Source organism: Terasakiella brassicae, from assembly GCF_014641495.1.
GTDB lineage: Bacteria > Pseudomonadota > Alphaproteobacteria > Rhodospirillales > Terasakiellaceae > Terasakiella > Terasakiella brassicae.
This window is the reverse complement of sequence record NZ_BMHV01000011.1, coordinates 67,111-86,393: the sequence shown is the minus strand read 5'-3', so window position 1 is coordinate 86,393 and position 19,283 is coordinate 67,111. Positions and strand designations below refer to the sequence as shown.

Sequence of the window (19,283 nt, the reverse complement as noted above, 5' to 3'; positions counted from 1 at the left end):
ACAGCCATGTGTGGAATTGCCGGCTTTTTTGGGCACGGGACCCAAGAAGATTTAAAACGAATGACGAATTCCATCGCCCACCGGGGACCGGATGGGGAAGGGGCTTATCAAGATGACAATTCCCCCGTCTTTCTAGGCCACCGCCGCCTTTCCATTGTGGACTTGGAACACGGTCAACAACCCATGACCAACACAGAACGCTCTGTCTGGGTTACATTTAATGGTGAAATATACAATCATCGCGAACTCCGACACGATTTGGAAACAAAAGGATATAAATTCAACACCCCAAATAGCGATACGGAAGTTCTCGTTCATGGCTGGCAAGAATGGGGGGAGGAATTACCACTTAAACTAAATGGCATGTTTGCCTTTTGTATCTGGGACAAGAAACGTGAAACCATGTTCCTTGCCCGTGATCGCTTTGGCGAAAAACCATTGTTTTGGGGGCACCAAAAAGACCTTTTTGTATTTGGGTCTGAGATTAGCGTCTTTCAGGCTCATAACAGTTTTGACACAGCCTATAGTCAATTAGCCTTAAAAAAATATTTTGCTTATGCATTTATTCCCGCACCGTTCAGCGCATTTGAAAACTGCTATAAACTTAAGCCCGGTCACAGCCTAACATTCAATGTGCGAACGCAAGCACATAAGATCACACCTTATTGGCAATTTCGAATTGAGGTTCCGGCTTCCCCACCAAGTTTTGAAGAAGCCGCTGAGGAACTGGAAACTCTCTTCGTACAAGCCGTAAAACGGCGTCTTATGAGCGATGTACCTTTGGGCGCTTTCTTATCAGGTGGTGTCGACAGCAGTTCCGTGCTCGCCGCAATGTGTCGCATTTCCCCCGCCCAATCCGTGCAAAGCTTCGCCATAGGCTTTACAGAGAAGTCATTCGACGAATCAGCTTACGCCCGGGAAATGGCGGCATCATTAGGCTGCAAGCATCACGAAGAAATTTTAGATCTGACAAAAGCGCGCAGCATTATCCCCGATGTTCTTACTCAACTTGATGAACCGATGGCGGATGGTTCTTTGCTTCCGACCTACCTGCTCTGTCAATTTGCCCGCAAGCATGTAAAAGTCGCCCTGAGCGGAGATGCCGGAGATGAACTCTTTGCAGGCTACGACCCATTCAAGGCTTTACAACCAGCAAACGTTTACCAACAGTTTGTTCCGAAATTCATGCATCAAGCCGCAAAATCTTTGATCGACTTATTGCCTATGTCCAATAAGAATATGAGTTTGGATTTCAAATTACGTCGCGTTTTAATGGGGCTGGATCACCCGCGTCCACTTTGGCTGCCGACTTGGATGGCGCCACTGCAAACAAATGATATTTGTGATTTATTTAATGCACCGACAAATGCAGAAGAACTCTATGCAGAAACATTGGATTTATGGAACGAAAGCCCAAACAAATCACAAATTGATAAATCTTTAGAATACTTTACGAATTTTTATCTGCCGGATGACATACTAACAAAAGTCGACAGAGCCTCTATGATGAATGGGCTGGAAGCTCGTGCCGTCTTTTTAGATTGTGATCTTGTTGAATTTGTCCGTCGCCTTCCTTGTCATTATAAGTTTGACGGAAAAACAACCAAAAAAGTTTTAAAGAAAGCCGTCTCTCGCCTTGTTCCGGACACCGTTCTCAACCGCCGAAAAAAGGGGTTTGGGGTTCCCTTGATGACATGGATGAAGGAAATACCACTCAATGCAAAAGGTGCGGATAACTTTCAACTCAACTCAAACAACATCGAAACGTACATATCCCAACATTTATCAGGACAAAAAGACTATCGTTTTTTTCTATGGAACTGGCTGGTTTTACAGAAATCAAAAGCATCACACCTCTGATTGCTATCTTCTTTAATCATCCTGAACAGACAAGAAGGCGAGAACGTCTTCGATATCCTTATCCGTCATTTCCCCGAATAATTCGACTTGATCCACATGCTCACGCTCGCCGGATCTGAAATCCTGGAATTGTTTTTTCAGGTATTTAATGTGCTGTCCGGTAACAGCGGGCTTGTTGCCACGGCCCATGCCATCCTTGTTGTGGCACCCCCGGCACATCTCCATATAATATTCTTCGCCATTTTCCAAATCGCCTTCGTGTTTGGGGATTTGTACAACGGCTTCGGCCTGTTGCAAACGTTCCAGCCCATCTATACGACCGCTCACTTCAGGCAGTTGGCTTGCCAGCTTGATATTAGAAAGATAAGTCGTGATATCGCGGACATCTTCCGGCGGTAATTCGCGGTCATTGGCAAAAGGCACCATCGGAATGTTAACCCGTTTGCGGGTTTTGAAATTCTTGATTTGCTCTTCCATATATTCTTGCGGCAATCCGGCCAGTCGCGGATAAACACCACCGCCCCCGCCTTGACCCAAGCTGCCATGACAACCCGCGCATAGTTCATTGATGTCTTCGGCATTATATTTGTCATATTCATAATCTTCAGGAACATCCGCCGCCCAGAGGGATCCGGTAAACAGCAGACATGATAATCCAGCAGAACGTGCAAGCGCTTTCACGAACATCTTGGGGGGCATCCTTTACATTCAGATTTGTTATACATTTTCTGCATGTGATAATTATTCCAGCCGAAATCCACCTTGATGTTCATCAACAAAACAAATTCAGTTGTTCAAATTTCCTCTAAAGCTGCCAAACGTTAATTTTTAGCATTTCGTGCATGACTCTCCATTCGAGCATCGCTATAACTGGCGCATGAAACTGGATGTCGATCATATCACCCGCATTATTTGCGAAGTCGCTGAGCAAGAGATCATGCCGCGCTTTCAAAAGCTGGCGGCCAGTGACATTATGGAAAAATCCCCCGGTGATCTGGTCACAACGGCTGATATCCAAGCCGAAATAAAATTGAGCGCCCGTTTGATCGACTATTTGCCCGGCTCCCTCGTTGTTGGGGAAGAAGCGGTTGCCAAAGATAAATCTGTTTTAACAGCATTAGATAGCACAGAACCCGTCTGGATTATCGACCCTGTCGACGGGACGCGTAATTTCTCAAAAGGCAATAGCGTTTTTGGCTCTATGGTGGCCTTGGCCCATCAAGGTGAATTGATTGCCTCGTGGATTCACGATCCGGCCCGCAAACGCACCGCTGTCGCAGAAAAAGGGGCAGGGGCAAGTTTGGCCGGTCGCCCCCTTCATGTTAAGAAATTTCACAGTCTTGAACATATGACCGTTTCCTTAAATGCCAAACATCGACGCTGGCTGGAAGATCGTGCCGTCGATGGCTTAGGCCCCGTTCCCCATATGGCTATTCGTTACGGTTCGGTGGCCCATGATTATATTTCTCTGGCAGCGGGTGAATTTCATTGTGCACAATATCGCCGCCTTCATACATGGGATCATGCCGCAGGTATCTTGCTTCACCGTGAAGCCGGCGGATACGATTTTATGGTGGGATCACAAACGCCTTATAAACCGAAAGTTTATACGCAGGACTGCCTTTTGATTACGCCCAATAAAGATGTTTGGGAAGAGGCGCGCCGTTTCCTCAATCCGGGATCAGACAGCTATCATGTCTAAATCACCACAGGAAATTTTACGGAACGTTTTTGGTTTTTCCGATTTTCGTGGCGTTCAGAAAGATGTCATCGAACGCACGATTGCAGGGGGGGACTCCCTTGTCCTCATGCCAACGGGCGGGGGGAAATCCCTGTGTTATCAGATCCCGGCTGTTTGTCGCAAAGGCTGCGCCATCGTTATTTCACCCCTGATTGCCCTGATGCAGGATCAGGTCACCGCCCTGTGCCAAGTCGGAATTAAGGCTGCAACACTCAATTCCACCATTGCCCCGGATGAAGCTTACGAAATTGAACGTGCCATGCGGGCAGGGGAACTGGACCTTGTTTATGTTGCACCGGAACGTCTGCTGACGGATCGCTTTTTTACACTGTTAAATCATTGCGATATTTCCTTATTTGCGATTGACGAGGCCCATTGCGTTTCCCAATGGGGACACGATTTTCGGCCCGAATACCGCCAATTGGTCAACCTGCACGACCATTTTCCAAATGTACCGCGCATCGCCTTAACCGCGACCGCAGACGGGCCAACCCGCCTGGATATCATTGAACGGCTTAATCTGGGGCAAGGTGAAGTCTTTATCACTGGATTTGATCGCCCCAATATTCGTTACAATATCGTACCAAAGAACAATGCCAAAACTCAGCTTTTGAAATTCCTGCAGGAATATGACGAAAATGACAGCGGCATTGTTTATTGCATGAGCCGTAAAAAAGTTGAAGAAATCGCAAACTGGCTCCGGGACAAAGGCTATGACGCTTTATCCTATCATGCAGGTATGGATAAAAACATCCGCAGCCTCAATCAAGATAAATTCGTGCGCGAAGAAGGGATCATCATGGTCGCCACTGTCGCGTTCGGTATGGGGATTGATAAACCCAACGTCCGATTTGTTGCCCATATGGACCCGCCCAAAAGCCTTGAAGCCTATTATCAGGAAACAGGCAGGGCCGGACGGGACGATTTACCTTCACAAACATGGATGGCCTATGGCTTGCAGGATGTCACCAAACTGCGTCAGTTTACCGAAAGCTCTGACCTGCCGGAACGCCAAAAGCATATTGAGCGCCAAAAACTGGATGCCTTGCTGGCTTATTGCGAAACCCATCGCTGCCGCCGTCAGGTTCTACTGGAATATTTTGGGGAAACCTTAAACGAGCCTTGCGGCAATTGTGATACCTGCCTCAACCCGGTGGAAACATTTGACGGCACCGTTCCCGCCCAAAAAATCCTGTCCTGTATTTATCGAACCGGGGAAACATTTGGGGCAGGGCATATCATTGATGTTTTACTCGGCGAAGAAAACGACAAGATCATGCGTTTTCGCCATAACCAGCTCAGCACCTATGGCATTGGAAAAGAACTTAAACGCGAGACATGGCGCTCCATCATCCGCCAGCTTGTCGCCCTTGGACTGGTGCGTATGGATATTGAAGGGTATGGTGCCTTAAAACTTGGCCCCGATGTGCGTGAGGTCTTGCGCGGGGAACGCAATGTTCTCATGCGCAAAGACCCCGATGCCCGTCGTTCTGCCAAAGCCAGACGTGAGGCACGCACCACCATTGTGCTGGAACGCGAAGATGATAAATCCCTGTTTGAAGCCTTGCGCGCCAAACGCAAAGATCTGGCCGAAGAACAAAACGTGCCGCCCTATGTGATTTTTGCCGATGCCACATTGATCGAAATGGCTAAAACACGCCCGAGTGATGCAGACAGTTTTTTGGCCCTTTCCGGCGTTGGTCAAACAAAGTTGGAACGCTATAGCAGCATATTTATGGATGTTATCAACGGGTTTGATGATTGATTACATTGTCTCTATAACAATCTATTCTTTGATTTCTCCATTACACAAACTTATACTGCTTCCCAATTATTTAAGAATTTAAAAGGGAGATAAAGATGAAGGTTGCATTCCTTGGCCTTGGTGTTATGGGCTATCCGATGGCAGGCCACCTGCACAAGGGCGGGCATGACGTCTGTGTTTATAACCGCACAACCGCCAAAGCGCAAAAATGGGTTGCCGAATACGGTGGTTCCTATGCAGAAACGCCTGCAAAGGCCGCTGAGGGGGCGCAAATTGTTTTTGCCTGTGTCGGTAACGATGATGACCTTAGAAGCGTCTGTACAGGCAAAAACGGTGCTTTTGACGCTATGGACAAAGGTACAGTCTTTGTGGATCACACGACAACCTCCGCCGAAGTCGCCCGTGAAATGGCCCTCGAAGCTGAAAAACGCGGACTGTCATTCATGGATGCCCCCGTTTCCGGCGGTCAAGCCGGGGCAGAAAACGGCACGCTGACCATTATGGTTGGCGGCAGTTCGGAAAGTTTCGAACACACCAAGCCCGTTCAGGAATGTTATGCCCAAGCCGTCACGCTTATGGGCGATGTCGGGGCAGGGCAATTGACCAAAATGGTCAACCAGATCACTTTTGTTGGTGCCGTCCAATCCATTTCCGAAGGCTTGGCCTTTGCAGAAAAAGCCGGACTGGCCCCTAAAAAAGTTATCGATGTGATTTCCAAAGGAGCTGCCGGATCATGGCAATTGTCCAATCGTGGCTACACAATGGTTGAAGATAAATTTGACTTCGGTTTTGCTGTCGATTGGGTCAGAAAAGACCTTGGCTTTGCCCTTGATGAAGCCCGCAAAAATGGCTCCGCTTTACCGGTCACCGGACTGATTGACCAGTATTACAAAGAAGTCCAACGCATGGGCGGCGGACGCTGGGATACCTCAGCACTCATCAAATTACTACGTGATTAAATGCCCCCCATATCATGCAAAAATCCCTCAGCTTTACCTGAGGGATTTTTACTTTAACAACGTAATTTACTTATTATTTATCAATAAGATAAAAGTTAAAGTTAAACTCATTTTTCAAGTTCCTTAGCCGCTTGCCAATGGCGCTCCATTTCCTCCAGCGTCGCATCCACCATCTCTTTTCCGTCTGCGCGAACACCAGCCTCCATTGCCTTAAAGCGACGTTCAAATTTTACATTACAGGATCGCAGCGCACTGTCCGGATCCACATCCGCCCAACGTGCCAAGTTGACGACTGTAAACAGCAAGTCACCGATCTCATCCTTGATCCGATCTTTGGACGGTTGGACGTGATGAACCTCCTCTTCGACCTCTTGCAATTCCTCCCGGATTTTATCCAGAACCCCATCTACATCAGGCCAATCAAAACCAACCCGAATGGCACGCTTTTGTAATTTCAAGGACCGGGTGAGGGCGGGTAAACCACCCGCAACACCATCCAATGCAGACGGAATATCCTGTCCAGCCTGCATCGCTTTTTCTGTGCGTTCACGTTCTTTCTGCTGTTCCCATGCAACGGTTTGCGCATCCGCTGTTTCAATGACTTCATCCCCAAAAACATGTGGATGACGCGATACCATTTTGTCCGCAATGGATTTTGCAACATCATTGAAATCAAAAAGATTTTCATCCTTTGCCATTTGCGCATGAAACACCACCTGCAACAGTAAATCACCCAATTCTTCTTGCAGGTGAGGCCAATTCTTATGCTCAATAGCATCAGCAACCTCATAAGCTTCTTCAATGGTGTGTGGGGCAATTGTTTCAAAGGATTGCTCAATATCCCAAGGGCATCCGTCTTTTGGATCACGCAGTTTTGCCATGATCGCCAACAGGCGAGACATCTCGCTCTCAAAAGAAGAGGAATCAAATTTTGTCACTTTTAAGCTCCCGACACCAAAAGACCGAAGAAATTTGAATAGGCACCATGCCTGAGAACGTCCTCGCAAGAAAGTCGAAAATAGCAAAAATCAAACAGATCAAGCACGGAGCCAAACCACAAACAAATTAAAGCTAAGCGCAGAAAATTGCGTCTATTTGCAGCACAACCAGCAAATGAGCACGAAGTTAAAGTAAGTTATCCGCAAGGGAGCCACCTCGGAAATTTCTTAAACCTCATCTTTCTTCACATATCTTTTGTCGCATAATATATATTATGTATTATTTTAATACATAATATTTTTCATATGGTTAACTGGTATTAACGGCATTCTTACCGTCAGTTAAATCATGGATATCTTTTTAATGTTTTTAGGCTTTTTGTCGTCAGAATGTGCTTTAAGGTTTCTACTTTTACGCTGTCTCGCCTTGCATGCGCACTGATAAAACAAACGGACCTGAAGGCAAATCCCACACCTTTTGAAACAAACACACTCAATAAAACTTAGGGAAATTGACTCAATTTTATGAGTCTGTTGCTGATACAAAACACAACAAAAAACGCCCCTATTTTCACAGGGACGTTAAATAGAATCAGTTTGTTGATTCTAATGATTTCAGATTCAGTTCCTTGAATCTAGACGTCGATAACCAACCCATCAAAACAAGGCTGGATATGTTTAGGCAACGTCTCTGACAGCGCGTTATAGTCCAATCCACTGCCTAAATGCGTCAAGAACGCCTTCTCAGGTGCAATGTCTTTAACCCAACGCACCGCCTTTTCGACGTCCGCATGGGTCGGATGCGGTGCATCAACCAGTGTCCCGATCACCCAAACCTTGATCCCACGCAGTAAATCAAAGCTTTCCGGCGGCATATTCACCACGTCCGTTGAATAAGCAAAATCCCCGATCCGATAACCGATCGTTTCGCAATATCCATGATCCTGCACGATCGGCATAATCGATTGCCCGTTGACCTCAAACGCAACACCACTTTCCACCAAATGCGGTTTCAGGACCGGTTTATAAAAAACATCCGCCCCCGGTGCCAATGGTTCCAGAACATATCCAAATCGTTGTTGAATATGATCCAGCGTTTCCAGATTAAGATAGATATCCAACGCTTCATTTTGCGTGCGGTTTACGCTGCGCAGGTCATCAATGCCATGTAAATGGTCCGCATGACCGTGGGTATAAAGAACCCCGTCAATACGCGTATAATCCTTATTTAAAAGCTGCTGGCGTAGATCAGGAGATGTATCTACTAGTAGAGATAGGGATTCATTTTCCACAAAAATGGACGGCCTGAGACGCCTGTTTTTCGGATTATCAGGGTCACACTTGCCCCAATAAGGCCCGATCCCGGGAACACCGCCTGAGGGGCCACATCCAAGGATCGTTACACGCATATCAGCCTCGTTTCGCTTTGGAAAAGAGTGTAAAGTAATTGTCCGTGCTCTGTTTGGCGAACTCTTCTTCGCTTAGCCCTTTGATCTCGGCAACCTTGGCCGCTGTAAAGGCCGTATAAGCCGGCTCGTTTCGTTTTCCCCGCTTGGGGATCGGGGCAAGATACGGTGCATCCGTTTCCACCAACAAGCGATCCACAGGAACGTTCTTAATTGCCTCTCGTAGTTCTTCTGCCTTCTTAAATGTCACGATGCCGGAAATAGAGATGTAAAACCCCATCGAAACAACACGTTGGGCAAACGCATCCGATGCCGAAAAACAATGGATTAAACCACGAAACGGTGCCTTGTTATATTCTTCTTCAATAATAGCAAGCGTGTCTTCTTCGGCATCGCGGGTATGAACAATGACCGGCAGGTCCAACTTTCGCGCCGCCTCGATATGCGTGCGAAACTGTCTTTGCTGGATCTCGCGTGGACTGTGTTCATAAAAATAATCCAGCCCGGTTTCACCAAAACCAACAACCTTGGGATCACTTGCCCATTGAACCAACTGATCCACGGTCACTTCCGGTTCGCTATCGGCGTTATGGGGGTGAATACCAACCGTGCAAAAGATATTGTCATGCGCCTTGGCAATCGCATGGACCTGATCAAATTTCGTCACATGGGTGCAGATCGTCATCATGGTTTTGACACCGGTCTCTTCAGCACGTGCTAAAACCGCTTCAAAATCTTCCTGAAATTCAGGGAAATCCAAATGACAATGGCTATCGACTAACATCTTTTTCGGTTGCAGGCTCAGACTTGCGTCAAAGCCCCCTTCTCTTTCGCTTTTTCCAGATCGGCGGAATTCAGTTCATCCAGCTTGCCGTCTTTAAATTCAATTTCAAAAACAGTTTCTTTATTTTTCGGGTTCTGACGAAGCGCCCGTTTGATCAAGAACGTACCGTCCTTGCCCTCATAGGTCTTTTCCAATTCTTCATGGTCAATGAAGCGCGGGAAAACGCCTTCGGGTTTTTCAAGCTTGGTTCCGGCCATCAAGGCCCCTGCCTCACCACACGCTTCAAAATTGCGGTTTTCAGGGGCAATTTCCAGCAAGCCTAACATTTTGTCCATGCTGGTCGGCATAAAGGGTTGCAGAACCAAAGCAACGTTGCGGATCGTTTCCGCCAAGACATATAAGACCGTTGCCATACGATCCGGGTCTTCTTTTTTCAATTTCCACGGTGCTTGCTTATCCACATAGGCATTCGCTGCGCGGATGACCAGCCAAATGGTTTCAATCGCATCATTAAAGGCTTGTACGTCAATTTTTTCGCGCACACCGGACACCAGATTATAGGCCTGAGCAATCATCACCTGATCTTCTTCGCTATAAGCGCCCGGTGCGGGAATGGCCTCGTCACAATTTTTGACAATCATGGACAAAACACGCTGGGACAAATTACCCAGATCGTTGGCCAATTCGCTGTTCATGCGTGTGACCATCGCAGAATGGGCAAAATCCCCATCATTGCCAAACGGGACTTCGCGCAGCATGAAATAACGCACCTGATCCAAACCGTATTTATTCACCAGATCAATCGGATCAATGACATTGCCAAGCGATTTGGAAATTTTCTGGCCTTCATTGGTCCACCAGCCATGTGCAAACACACGTTTTGGCAAGGGCAAATCAGCGGCCATCAGGAACGCAGGCCAATAAACCGCGTGGAAGCGCAAAATATCTTTACCCACCATATGTACATCCGCAGGCCAGTATTTTTTATACTGTTCCGCTTCTTCATCGGGATAGCCGACAGCCGTGATATAGTTGGTCAGCGCGTCCATCCAGACATACATGATATGATCATCATCACCGGGCACCGGAACGCCCCATTTAAAAGTCGTTCTGGAAACGGAAAGGTCTTGCAGGCCACCTTTTACGAAACTGATCACTTCGTTGCGACGCGATTTCGGCAGAATGAAATTCGGGTTTTCGTCATAGAACTTCAGAAGCTTGTCTTCATAGGCGGATAATTTGAAGAAATAGCTCGGTTCTTCCACCCATTCCACTTCTGCGCCGGATGCCTTGGCAATACGGGTGCCGTCCGGTTTCTTTTCCAATTCGTCTTCTGTATAGAACGCTTCATCGCGCACCGCATACCAACCTTCGTAACCGCCAAGATAAATATCCCCGCGTTCCTGAAGGCGCATCCACAGGGCCTGACAGGCTTTTTTGTGGCGTTCTTCTGTGGTGCGAATAAAATCATCGTTGCTATAGCCCATAAAGGCCGCCAAATCGCGGAAGTTTTGCGAAACACTATCGGTAAAAGTCTTAGGATCCACCCCTTTTGCATTGGCCGATTTTTCAACCTTTTGACCATGTTCATCCGTACCGGTCAGAAACTTTACATCAAAACCGTCCAAACGTTTGAAACGAGCCATCACATCGCAAGCCAACGACGTATAAGCGTGACCGATATGCGGTTTATCATTCACATAATAAATCGGCGTTGTGATGTAAAACGGTTTAGATCCCGACATGGGGTTCTCCTGATTATAAAGTCAAACGTTTGAATAGGCGTTTATCGTTTCATCGCCCCTTCAAGGGCAAGAAAAGATGTCAGCAGGGCTTGTTTGCGATCCAGATTACCGCTTTGTGCCTGATCGAAGTTGGTGGATATTTTTTCCCACACATCCATCAATCGGGTTAAATCCGCACTTTGCAGGACACGGATCATCAAAGCGTCTTCGCTGTCACTCAGGCCCAGCCCTGAGGTCTTACCCCGTGCCCCTTGCGAGATCAAGCGTCCTAACCACCAGCACAACAAGTCCCCCATCGTGCGAAAGGCATCATCAGCCCCCGCGCGTGCCATCTTGTCCCCCAGCTTATGCAAGGCTTCCACGTCCAATTGCGGCAAGGTTGAAAGCAGTTTCAACAGCTCTGAATGTAGTTCCAAACCGCCTTCTTCATATAAAGAAAGTGCCCGTCCAAAGCTGCCTTCTGCCAGTTTTGCCAAGCCTTGCGCATCCGCCCGTGACGAATCGGGCGCATACTTGCCCAATAATTCAATCAAAATATCATCATTTAAGGGGTTCAGGTGCAATGTGCGACACCGCGAACGAATGGTCGGCAACAAACGTCCGGGATTGTGGGCCAATAACAACAACACCGCCTGTTCCGGCGGTTCTTCCAGAACTTTCAAAACGGCATTGGCGGAATTCCGGTTCATTTCATCAGCTGCGTCAATAATGACGACCCGCCAACCGCCTTCAGCAGATGTTTTTCCCAAAAAGGAACCGACACCGCGCACACGATCCACGCCAATCACGCCCTTGAAACGGTTTTTCTTTTCATCAAATTCCCGCTCAATCGTCATAACATCGCCATGTGCGCCAACCGCAATCCGGCGAAACACAGGGTCTTGTGGGTCGACATACAGGCTGTCAGGTTCCGTTGCAGGCAATTCCTCACCAAACAACCCTGCCCCTTGATCATCGCCTTCCGGGCGACCATATCTCAGCAAAAAGCGGGCAAAGCGATAGGCCAGTGTTGCTTTGCCAATCCCGCGCGGCCCGGTCATTACCCATGCATGATGCATACGACCGGAATTATAGCTTTCCAGCAAGGTCTGTTCCGCCTCGAAATGACCCAACAAATCCGGGGTGCTGCGCGGGGTGAGCTTTTCCGGCTCACTCATGGTAAGGTCACTCCAAGGCGTGTTTGAACATCATGGCGGATATCGGACTGAATTTCATCAATGGATTGTGTCGCATCAATAACACAACAGCGATTTTGTTCGGCATTGGCAATTTCCAGAAAACCGGTTTTCAATTTTTCGTGAAAATCCAAAGCCATTTTTTCATAACGGTCTTCTGCATCACCACGTCCAAGAGCACGTTGCAACCCTGTTTTAACAGGCAGATCCAAAATAAAAGTCAGATCAGGTCGATACCCCTCAATCGCGATATCCCACAGATCATAAAGGGATTTTAAAGGTAAACCATGTGCGTATCCCTGATAGGCAATGGTCGAGTCTGCAAAACGATCCGAAATCACCCAAGCCCCACGTTCAATCGCAGGCCAAACGATTTTGCACAAATGATCCCGACGTGCGGCAAAATTAAGCAAAGCCTCACTCATACCGTCCCAACGTCCGGCGTCACCCGTCACCAGTAACTTTCGGATTTCTTCCGCGCCGGGACTGCCACCGGGCTCGCGCGTCAAAACGACTTCAAGACCAGCCTGTTCAAGGGCTTCTTTCAGCAGGCGGACCTGTGTACTTTTGCCCGCCCCTTCGCCCCCTTCCAGGGTGATGAAACGCCCTTTGGTCATCAGCCGGTTACGCCCCAGATGATGGATTTAAGCGCAGCGCCCAAACGTCCAACGAAACCGAGACGACCCGCGTCTTCTGCGGCATAAAGCGGGATTTCAACACTTTTGGTATCCGGTGCACTAATCACGACCTTCGCCAGTTGCTGACCTTTTTTAATCGGTGCCGGAATGGGGCCATCGTATTTGACTGTGACCTTCATCTCGCGTCGACTTTTGCGCGGCAAAGTCACTTCCACATCCTGATCAATGACCAACCCAACCGTTTGTTTTTCAGATAGCCAAAGTTCGGCTTGCGTTACTTCTTCGCCTTTTTTAAACAACGCATAATTATTGAATTCACGGAAACCCCATTCGATCAAGCGTTCAGACTCGCTGGATCGGGCACGTACGCTGTTCAAGCCGTTAACAACCAATACAAGACGGCGATCATCGCGAAGGGCAGAAGACGCCAAACCATACCCGGCTTCTGAGGTATGTCCGGTTTTCAAACCATCAGCACCCATTGTTTTATAAAGTAACGGGTTACGGTTGCTTTGACGAATACCGTTATATTTGAAATTCTTTTCGGCGAAAAATTTATAATATTCGGGAAATTCGCTTATCAATGCACGCGCCAGAATGGATAAATCACGCGCTGTCATACGTTGACCCGGGTCCGGCCATCCTGTCGCATTGGAAAAAGACGAATTCATCATGCCGAGTTCCTGAGCTTTTTCCGTCATTTCGACAGCAAAGTTCTTTTCAGAACCCGAAATCGCTTCGGCAACCACAATACAGGCATCGTTACCCGATTGAATAATAATCCCTTTAATCAGGTCTTCCACACGTACTTTCTGGCGCGGTTCCAAAAACATCGTGGAACTGCCTGATGCCGCCCCACCCTTGCGCCATGCATTTTCAGATACACTAAACTCATCATCCAACGACAAACGCCCGTCTTTCAAACGTTCAAAGACGAGGTAAAGCGTCATTAGTTTGCTCATGGAAGCCGGCGGCATACTGACATCGGCGTCTTTTTCAAGCAAAACATGACCGGTTTTGACATCAACCATAAAGGCTTCGCGTGCGATCGTATCAATCGCAAAAGATGATGTTGCAAAGAGTGAAGCGGCAAGCGCCGTTGACAGAAAGGTAGTGCGCAACCTCATTTTAGCCTTTTCCTTTTTCTACAATAATTTTCGCAGACGGAAAGCCTGCATTGATAACGTCATTTAAAAGCTGATCGGCTTGATCGACATTTTGAAACGGACCAACCCGAACACGATAAAAATCGCGGCCATTCACCAGAACTTGCGAAATCTGGACATCGCCGACATCCATCAATTGCGCCTTAACCCGGTTGGCATTGTCAAATCGCGAAAAGGCGCCAGCCTGTATATACATGCGTGTCGGTGAAACCGGATATGTCCGAACGGCTGTATCTGTTTTTTGCATAACCGGTTCACTTAAAGCCGATTGCGCAGGTTGAGGTGTCCCCATCGCGGTTTGAACCGGTTTGGGTGTCGGCGCCACATCTGCCCCGTTGGGGGCATCCAGACTTTGCGCACTGACCATTGGCTTTTGAATGGCACCGGACTTAATCGGGGCCTGGTTGCCTGCAACCTGATTAACCAGCGAATTTTTCAAAGCAAGGCTTTGGTCTTTTAAAATTTCAACCTTGACCCGTGCCGTTCCCTTTTTCGCAAAACCCAACAACTGAGCCCCGCGCCGCGACATATCTAAAATACGTCCATGCGCAAAGGGACCACGGTCATTTACCCGGACCACCAGCGAGCGTCCATTTTCAAGGTTTGTCACACGGACCAAAGATGGCAAGGGCAGCGTGCGGTGCGCTGCACTGACCTGATTCATATCAAAAACTTCGCCATTGGCTGTCGGCTTTCCATGAAACTTCGGCCCATACCAAGAGGCAATGCCCGTTTCCACATAATCAAAATCTTCCGCCGGATAATACCAAACGCTTTGAATTTGATAAGGGTTCCCGATTTTATATTTGCCACTTACCGCAGATGAACCACCCGCATGTTTGACGGAACTAGAAAGAAATTGCGTTTCCGCACACCCACTCAGCAATACACTGGCCATCAGGGCCAATGCAATCTTTCCGGGGCCAAAGAATGTCTTCATTTTATAAACCTTGCTTGCCTTGGTGTGCCTACCATACTGCCCAATTGCCATCCCATCAACCCCGCCTTATTTCAAAAGGTCTAAAAGTTCAATACTGGGATATCCATCCGCCGGAATTCCTTTAGACTTTTGAAAGGCCTTAATGGCTTTGCGCGTACGCGAGCCTGCAATCCCGTCAGGCTTACCAACATCATATCCCAGATCATTCAGGCGCGCTTGTATCTGTAACATTTGCGCACGACTAAGCGGCGTTTCCTCAATCTGCGGCGTTTGCAACGGACCGCCCCAGACCAATCGATCCGCCAAATGACCAACGGCAACGGCATAAAAGTTTGACCGGTTCCAATCCAAAATAGTCCGGAAATTTTCATAAACCAAAAATGCAGGTCCACGATACCCCCCCGGTAAAATCACAGAGGCCTGCATATCCGCAACGGGCAACGCGCCCCCATCAATTTTTGTAACCCCCAACTTGGCCCATTGCGCCAAATTCTTTTTTGTACCCAATCCGGTTAAATCCAGATTAAACCCGTCCGGTAACTTGACTTCGCGTCCCCATGTTTCGCCCGCTTGCCAACCCGATTGTGACAAAAAATTAGCTGCAGAATAAAAAACATCCGGCAGGCTTTTCCACATATCACGCTTGCCATCCCCATCCCCATCAACGGCATAGGCCTGATAGGTTGTCGGCATAAACTGGCAAAATCCCATTGCCCCCGCCCAAGAAGCCTTTACATCAAAAGGAATATCGCCCCGGTCCATGACCTGTAGAGCCGACATCAACTGTTTGGTAAAAAATTCTGAACGGCGTTCATCATGCGCCAATGTTGTCAAAGACTGGATTAACGGAAAAACGCCCGTATAATCGCCAAAATTGGTTTCCAATCCCCAAAACGCGACCAAAAAACGCGGCTGCACACCGTATTTATCATGCACTTTTTTAAACAAAGCCGCATGTTTCTTTAAAAGGTCGCGCCCGCGCTGAATGCGCTTTTCTGAAATTCGTCCATTCAGGTATTTCCAGAAGGTCAAGGAAAACTCGGGCTGACGACGATCCAGTTCCAGCACCCGCTTATTGGGCACCAAACCGTTCAAGGTATTGTCCAGCGTATTTTTAGAAATTCCGGCACGGGCCGCTGTATTTCTGAAATCATTCAGCCATGATTGATAATCCACCTCGGCCTGCGCCGGTAATGTGGCACCGACCCAAAGAGATGCAGCCAGCGCCCCTGCTTTTAAAAAGCTTTTTTTATCAATCATGTATGCCTCTTCATATGGTGGTTTGGAAAAGGGTTTCCGTTTTTCTATATATCAGAATAGGCAAAAAGCCCTAACCATTCGTGAAGAGAATTATGAAAAATCAGTCACATTCGCACAAGTTTTCACCTGTGATAAAATCACCAATCATCCGCATAACCTGTGCGTTGTGAACATCCGTGGATTGCATGGAATCGATTGCCGCACGTCCGGCTGCAACATCCAGTTTTTCCCCCAGCAGGCTTTCAATAAGGTCTGTTTCAAATTCCCGGCTAAATTCAGGGTGTGCCTGAAACGAAAGGGCGCGCCCTTCGTAACGCAACGCTGCAACCGGGCAGTGCTCAGACCGGGCAAAAACCGTTGCGACAGGGGGAACTTCAACAACCTGATCCTGATGAATGGCATACAGGTCAAGAAAATCCCCCTCAATACCGATGATATTTTCTTGCAGTTCGTATCGTTGAAAGCCAAGCTCCCAGCCTTTTGGTGATTTGATGACCTTGCCGCCCAAGGCCTGTGCAATCAACTGGTGACCAAAACAAATTCCGACTAAGGGAATATTGTTTTCATAAACCTTGCGCGCAAAATCTAATAAACCGGTGATCCACGGCAAATCTTCATAAACGCCGCTGACCGAACCGGTAATCAACCATGCATCGCACGCATCAACGCTATCCGGGAAATTATTTTCAAACACACGATAGGTTTGAAAAGATAACAACGCTTTTTGTGCCGATAGCCCTTGAATGAAAAAATCTTCATAAAGCCCATCGTATTTCTGCATGATTTTATTGGAAAACGTTCCGCAGACCAGCAGCCCAAGCGTTGTCATTCGTTGCCTATTTATATATTCAAAGACTATTTTGCGTCGATCAGACCGGATGTCGGGGAACTCGGGTCGCCGTATTGCTTTTTAGGCATACGTCCGGCCTTAAACGCCAAACGACCCGATTCGACAGCCAGCTTCATGGCTTTTGCCATTGCAATCGGATCTTTTGCCCCGGCAATTGCCGTATTCATCAAAACACCGTCACAGCCCAGTTCCATTGCATAAGCGGCATCCGAGGCTGTCCCTACACCCGCATCAACCAAGACGGGGACTTTGGCATTTTGTTTAATGATTTGAATATTGACCGGATTGAGAATCCCAAGACCGGAACCGATGAGCGACCCCAATGGCATAATCGCAACACAGCCCATATCTTCCAACATTTTGGCGGCAATAGGATCATCTGAACAATAGACCATCACCTTAAAGCCTTCCTTGATCAGCATTTCTGCCGCTTTTAAGGTTTCTGGCATATTGGGATAAAGCGTTTGCTGATCACCCAAGACTTCCAATTTAACAAGATCCCAGCCACCGGCTTCACGGGCCAAACGCAAGGTCCGTACGGCATCATCGCACGTGAAACAGCCCGCCGTATTGGGTAAATAAGTGTATTTTTTGGGATCGACATAATCAACCAGCATCGGCTGACTTGGATCGCTGACATTCACACGACGTACCGCAACGGTTACAATTTCGGCCCCACTGGCTTCAATCGCCACCTTGGTTTCTTCGAAATCCTTATATTTACCGGTCCCGACCAACAATCGGGAAGAAAAACTTTGTCCGGCAATTTCAAATGTGTCGCTCACGTCTTAACATCCTCCGCCAATAAAATGTACGATTTCCAACTTGTCGCCGTCTTCCAGCAGAACAGTGTCGAATTGTGATTTAGGTACAATTTCACGGTTGCGTTCAACCGCAACTTTTTTAGGGTCAAGTCCGATATCCAGCAGAAGTTTTTCTACGGATTGCGCCGTTTCCAGCGTTCTTTCTTCACCGTTTACAATGACAATCATGGTTACTCTCAGGCTTTAAAAACGGCCCGAGTATGGACGAGGGTTTCTCGATGTGCAAGAGGGCGATTAAAGAAAGATTGCATGCTGTGTAAGGCATGCTATAACGCTAGGACTACTTCGCAACATTAATAGCAAAAAATGTCGAAAAGAATTCTCATACTGAACGGACCGAACCTGAACATGCTGGGCACGCGTGAACCGGACGTATACGGACACGAAACCCTTAAGGATGTTGAAGATATGTGCAAAACTTGCGCATCCGATCTTGGTCTGGACATCGACTTCCGCCAATCCAATCACGAGGGCAATCTTGTCGACTGGATTCAAGAAGCAAAAGAGTCTTTTGACGCCATTGTTATTAACCCGGCAGCTTACACCCATACCTCTGTCGCCATCCTTGATGCGCTGCAAGCGGTGGGCAAGCCTGTCATCGAAGTGCACCTATCCAACATTCACAAACGTGAAGCCTTTCGTCATACATCCTATGTTTCCAAGATGGCCACAGGCGTTATCTGCGGGTTGGGACCACAGGGTTACATACTGGCGTTACAGGCGATCTCACGTCTCCTTTCAAGTCGCTGATGAAGAGAATCAATTATAATGGCTAAGGATAAATTCAATAGCGAACTGGTTCGCGAACTGGCTGAATTGCTGAACGATACCGGTCTTACTGAAATCGAATACGGTCAGGACGACTGGCACATTCGCGTTGCTAAAAACATTACTGTAACCGCAGCGGCTGCCCCTGTCGCAGCCGTTGGCGCTGCTGCCCCGGTCGGCGGCGCAGCACCGGACACCGATGCAGGCGACCCGGCCAATCACCCCGGTGCGGTCACGTCCCCGATGGTTGGCGTTGCCTACCTTTCACCGGACCCCGATTCACCGCAGTTTGCCTCTGTCGGCGACACGGTGACCGAGGGACAAACCCTCTGTCTGATTGAAGCCATGAAAGTCTTCAACCCCATCCACGCGCCGAAAGCCGGAAAAGTGACGCGTGTGCTGGTTAGTTCCGGTTCACCCGTCGAATTCGGCGATCCGCTTTTCATTATCGAATAATAGGGCTT

Annotated in this window: 17 protein-coding genes and 1 pseudogene; 6 read left to right on the top strand and 12 right to left on the bottom strand. The window is 48.0% G+C overall.

Annotation, left to right across the window (positions count from 1 at the left end):
• Positions 1–6: 6 nt before the first annotated feature.
• Positions 7–1,860 (top strand): asparagine synthase (glutamine-hydrolyzing), encoded by a 1,854-nt coding sequence (gene asnB, locus IEW74_RS09215; RefSeq protein ID WP_188664066.1) that lies wholly within the window; start codon positions 7–9, stop codon positions 1,858–1,860.
• Positions 1,861–1,872: 12 nt separating this feature from the next.
• Here the strand turns inward: asnB and IEW74_RS09210 are convergent, their stop codons facing one another.
• Complete coding sequence (locus tag IEW74_RS09210) at positions 1,873–2,547, bottom strand: c-type cytochrome (protein WP_188664064.1); 675 nt, start codon at positions 2,545–2,547, stop codon at positions 1,873–1,875.
• 190 nt (positions 2,548–2,737) lie between these two features.
• Here IEW74_RS09210 and IEW74_RS09205 point away from each other — a divergent pair, with 190 nt between their 5' ends.
• The 3 genes from IEW74_RS09205 to IEW74_RS09195 all read left to right on the top strand — a co-directional run bounded on the left by IEW74_RS09205 (position 2,738) and on the right by IEW74_RS09195 (position 6,325).
• A complete protein-coding gene (locus IEW74_RS09205) occupies positions 2,738–3,562 on the top strand; it encodes an inositol monophosphatase family protein (protein WP_188664062.1) in 825 nt (274 codons plus the stop codon).
• Positions 3,555–5,366 (top strand): DNA helicase RecQ, encoded by a 1,812-nt coding sequence (recQ, locus tag IEW74_RS09200; RefSeq protein WP_188664060.1) that lies wholly within the window; start codon positions 3,555–3,557, stop codon positions 5,364–5,366. The genes IEW74_RS09205 and recQ overlap by 8 nt, the downstream gene beginning before the upstream one ends.
• Before the next feature lie 95 nt (positions 5,367–5,461).
• Positions 5,462–6,325 (top strand): NAD(P)-dependent oxidoreductase, encoded by an 864-nt coding sequence (locus IEW74_RS09195; RefSeq protein WP_188664058.1) that lies wholly within the window; start codon positions 5,462–5,464, stop codon positions 6,323–6,325.
• 107 nt (positions 6,326–6,432) lie between these two features.
• Here IEW74_RS09195 and mazG read toward each other — a convergent pair whose 3' ends face one another.
• The 11 genes and pseudogenes from mazG to thiS all read right to left on the bottom strand — a co-directional run bounded on the left by mazG (position 6,433) and on the right by thiS (position 18,219).
• Positions 6,433–7,263 (bottom strand): nucleoside triphosphate pyrophosphohydrolase, encoded by an 831-nt coding sequence (gene mazG / locus IEW74_RS09190; protein WP_308419096.1) that lies wholly within the window; start codon positions 7,261–7,263, stop codon positions 6,433–6,435.
• A gap of 635 nt (positions 7,264–7,898) precedes the next feature.
• Positions 7,899–8,672 (bottom strand): MBL fold metallo-hydrolase, encoded by a 774-nt coding sequence (locus IEW74_RS09185; RefSeq protein WP_188664056.1) that lies wholly within the window; start codon positions 8,670–8,672, stop codon positions 7,899–7,901.
• A gap of 1 nt (position 8,673) precedes the next feature.
• Positions 8,674–9,453: a TatD family hydrolase gene (locus tag IEW74_RS09180; RefSeq protein WP_188664053.1), complete on the bottom strand. Its 780-nt coding sequence runs from the start codon at positions 9,451–9,453 to the stop codon at positions 8,674–8,676.
• A 17-nt stretch (positions 9,454–9,470) separates the two neighbouring features.
• Positions 9,471–11,198 (bottom strand): methionine--tRNA ligase, encoded by a 1,728-nt coding sequence (metG, locus tag IEW74_RS09175; protein ID WP_188664051.1) that lies wholly within the window; start codon positions 11,196–11,198, stop codon positions 9,471–9,473.
• Positions 11,199–11,239: 41 nt separating this feature from the next.
• Positions 11,240–12,355 (bottom strand): DNA polymerase III subunit delta', encoded by a 1,116-nt coding sequence (locus IEW74_RS09170; protein WP_188664049.1) that lies wholly within the window; start codon positions 12,353–12,355, stop codon positions 11,240–11,242.
• Complete coding sequence (tmk, locus tag IEW74_RS09165; RefSeq protein ID WP_188664047.1) at positions 12,352–12,990, bottom strand: dTMP kinase; 639 nt, start codon at positions 12,988–12,990, stop codon at positions 12,352–12,354. Before tmk ends, IEW74_RS09170 begins: the two co-directional genes overlap by 4 nt.
• The gene (locus IEW74_RS09160; protein WP_188664045.1) at positions 12,990–14,138 is read right to left on the bottom strand and encodes a D-alanyl-D-alanine carboxypeptidase family protein; all 1,149 of its coding nucleotides are present in this window, start codon (positions 14,136–14,138) and stop codon (positions 12,990–12,992) included. Before IEW74_RS09160 ends, tmk begins: the two co-directional genes overlap by 1 nt.
• A gap of 1 nt (position 14,139) precedes the next feature.
• Positions 14,140–15,117 carry a septal ring lytic transglycosylase RlpA family protein gene (locus IEW74_RS09155; RefSeq protein WP_188664043.1) on the bottom strand — a complete coding sequence of 326 codons (978 nt, stop codon included), beginning with the start codon at positions 15,115–15,117 and terminating at the stop codon, positions 14,140–14,142.
• Between the two features lie 66 nt (positions 15,118–15,183).
• The gene (locus tag IEW74_RS09150; RefSeq protein WP_188664041.1) at positions 15,184–16,377 is read right to left on the bottom strand and encodes a lytic murein transglycosylase; all 1,194 of its coding nucleotides are present in this window, start codon (positions 16,375–16,377) and stop codon (positions 15,184–15,186) included.
• 100 nt (positions 16,378–16,477) lie between these two features.
• Positions 16,478–17,206: a type 1 glutamine amidotransferase gene (locus IEW74_RS09145; RefSeq protein ID WP_188664039.1), complete on the bottom strand. Its 729-nt coding sequence runs from the start codon at positions 17,204–17,206 to the stop codon at positions 16,478–16,480.
• Positions 17,207–17,232: 26 nt separating this feature from the next.
• Positions 17,233–18,219, bottom strand: a pseudogene (thiS, locus tag IEW74_RS09140) (sulfur carrier protein ThiS).
• A 138-nt stretch (positions 18,220–18,357) separates the two neighbouring features.
• Here thiS and aroQ point away from each other — a divergent pair.
• Both aroQ and IEW74_RS09125 read left to right on the top strand, forming a co-directional pair.
• Positions 18,358–18,801 (top strand): type II 3-dehydroquinate dehydratase, encoded by a 444-nt coding sequence (gene aroQ, locus IEW74_RS09130; RefSeq protein WP_188664035.1) that lies wholly within the window; start codon positions 18,358–18,360, stop codon positions 18,799–18,801.
• Positions 18,802–18,819: 18 nt separating this feature from the next.
• Positions 18,820–19,275, top strand: a complete 456-nt coding sequence (locus tag IEW74_RS09125; RefSeq protein ID WP_188664033.1) for an acetyl-CoA carboxylase biotin carboxyl carrier protein — start codon at positions 18,820–18,822, stop codon at positions 19,273–19,275.
• Positions 19,276–19,283 lie beyond the last annotated feature (8 nt).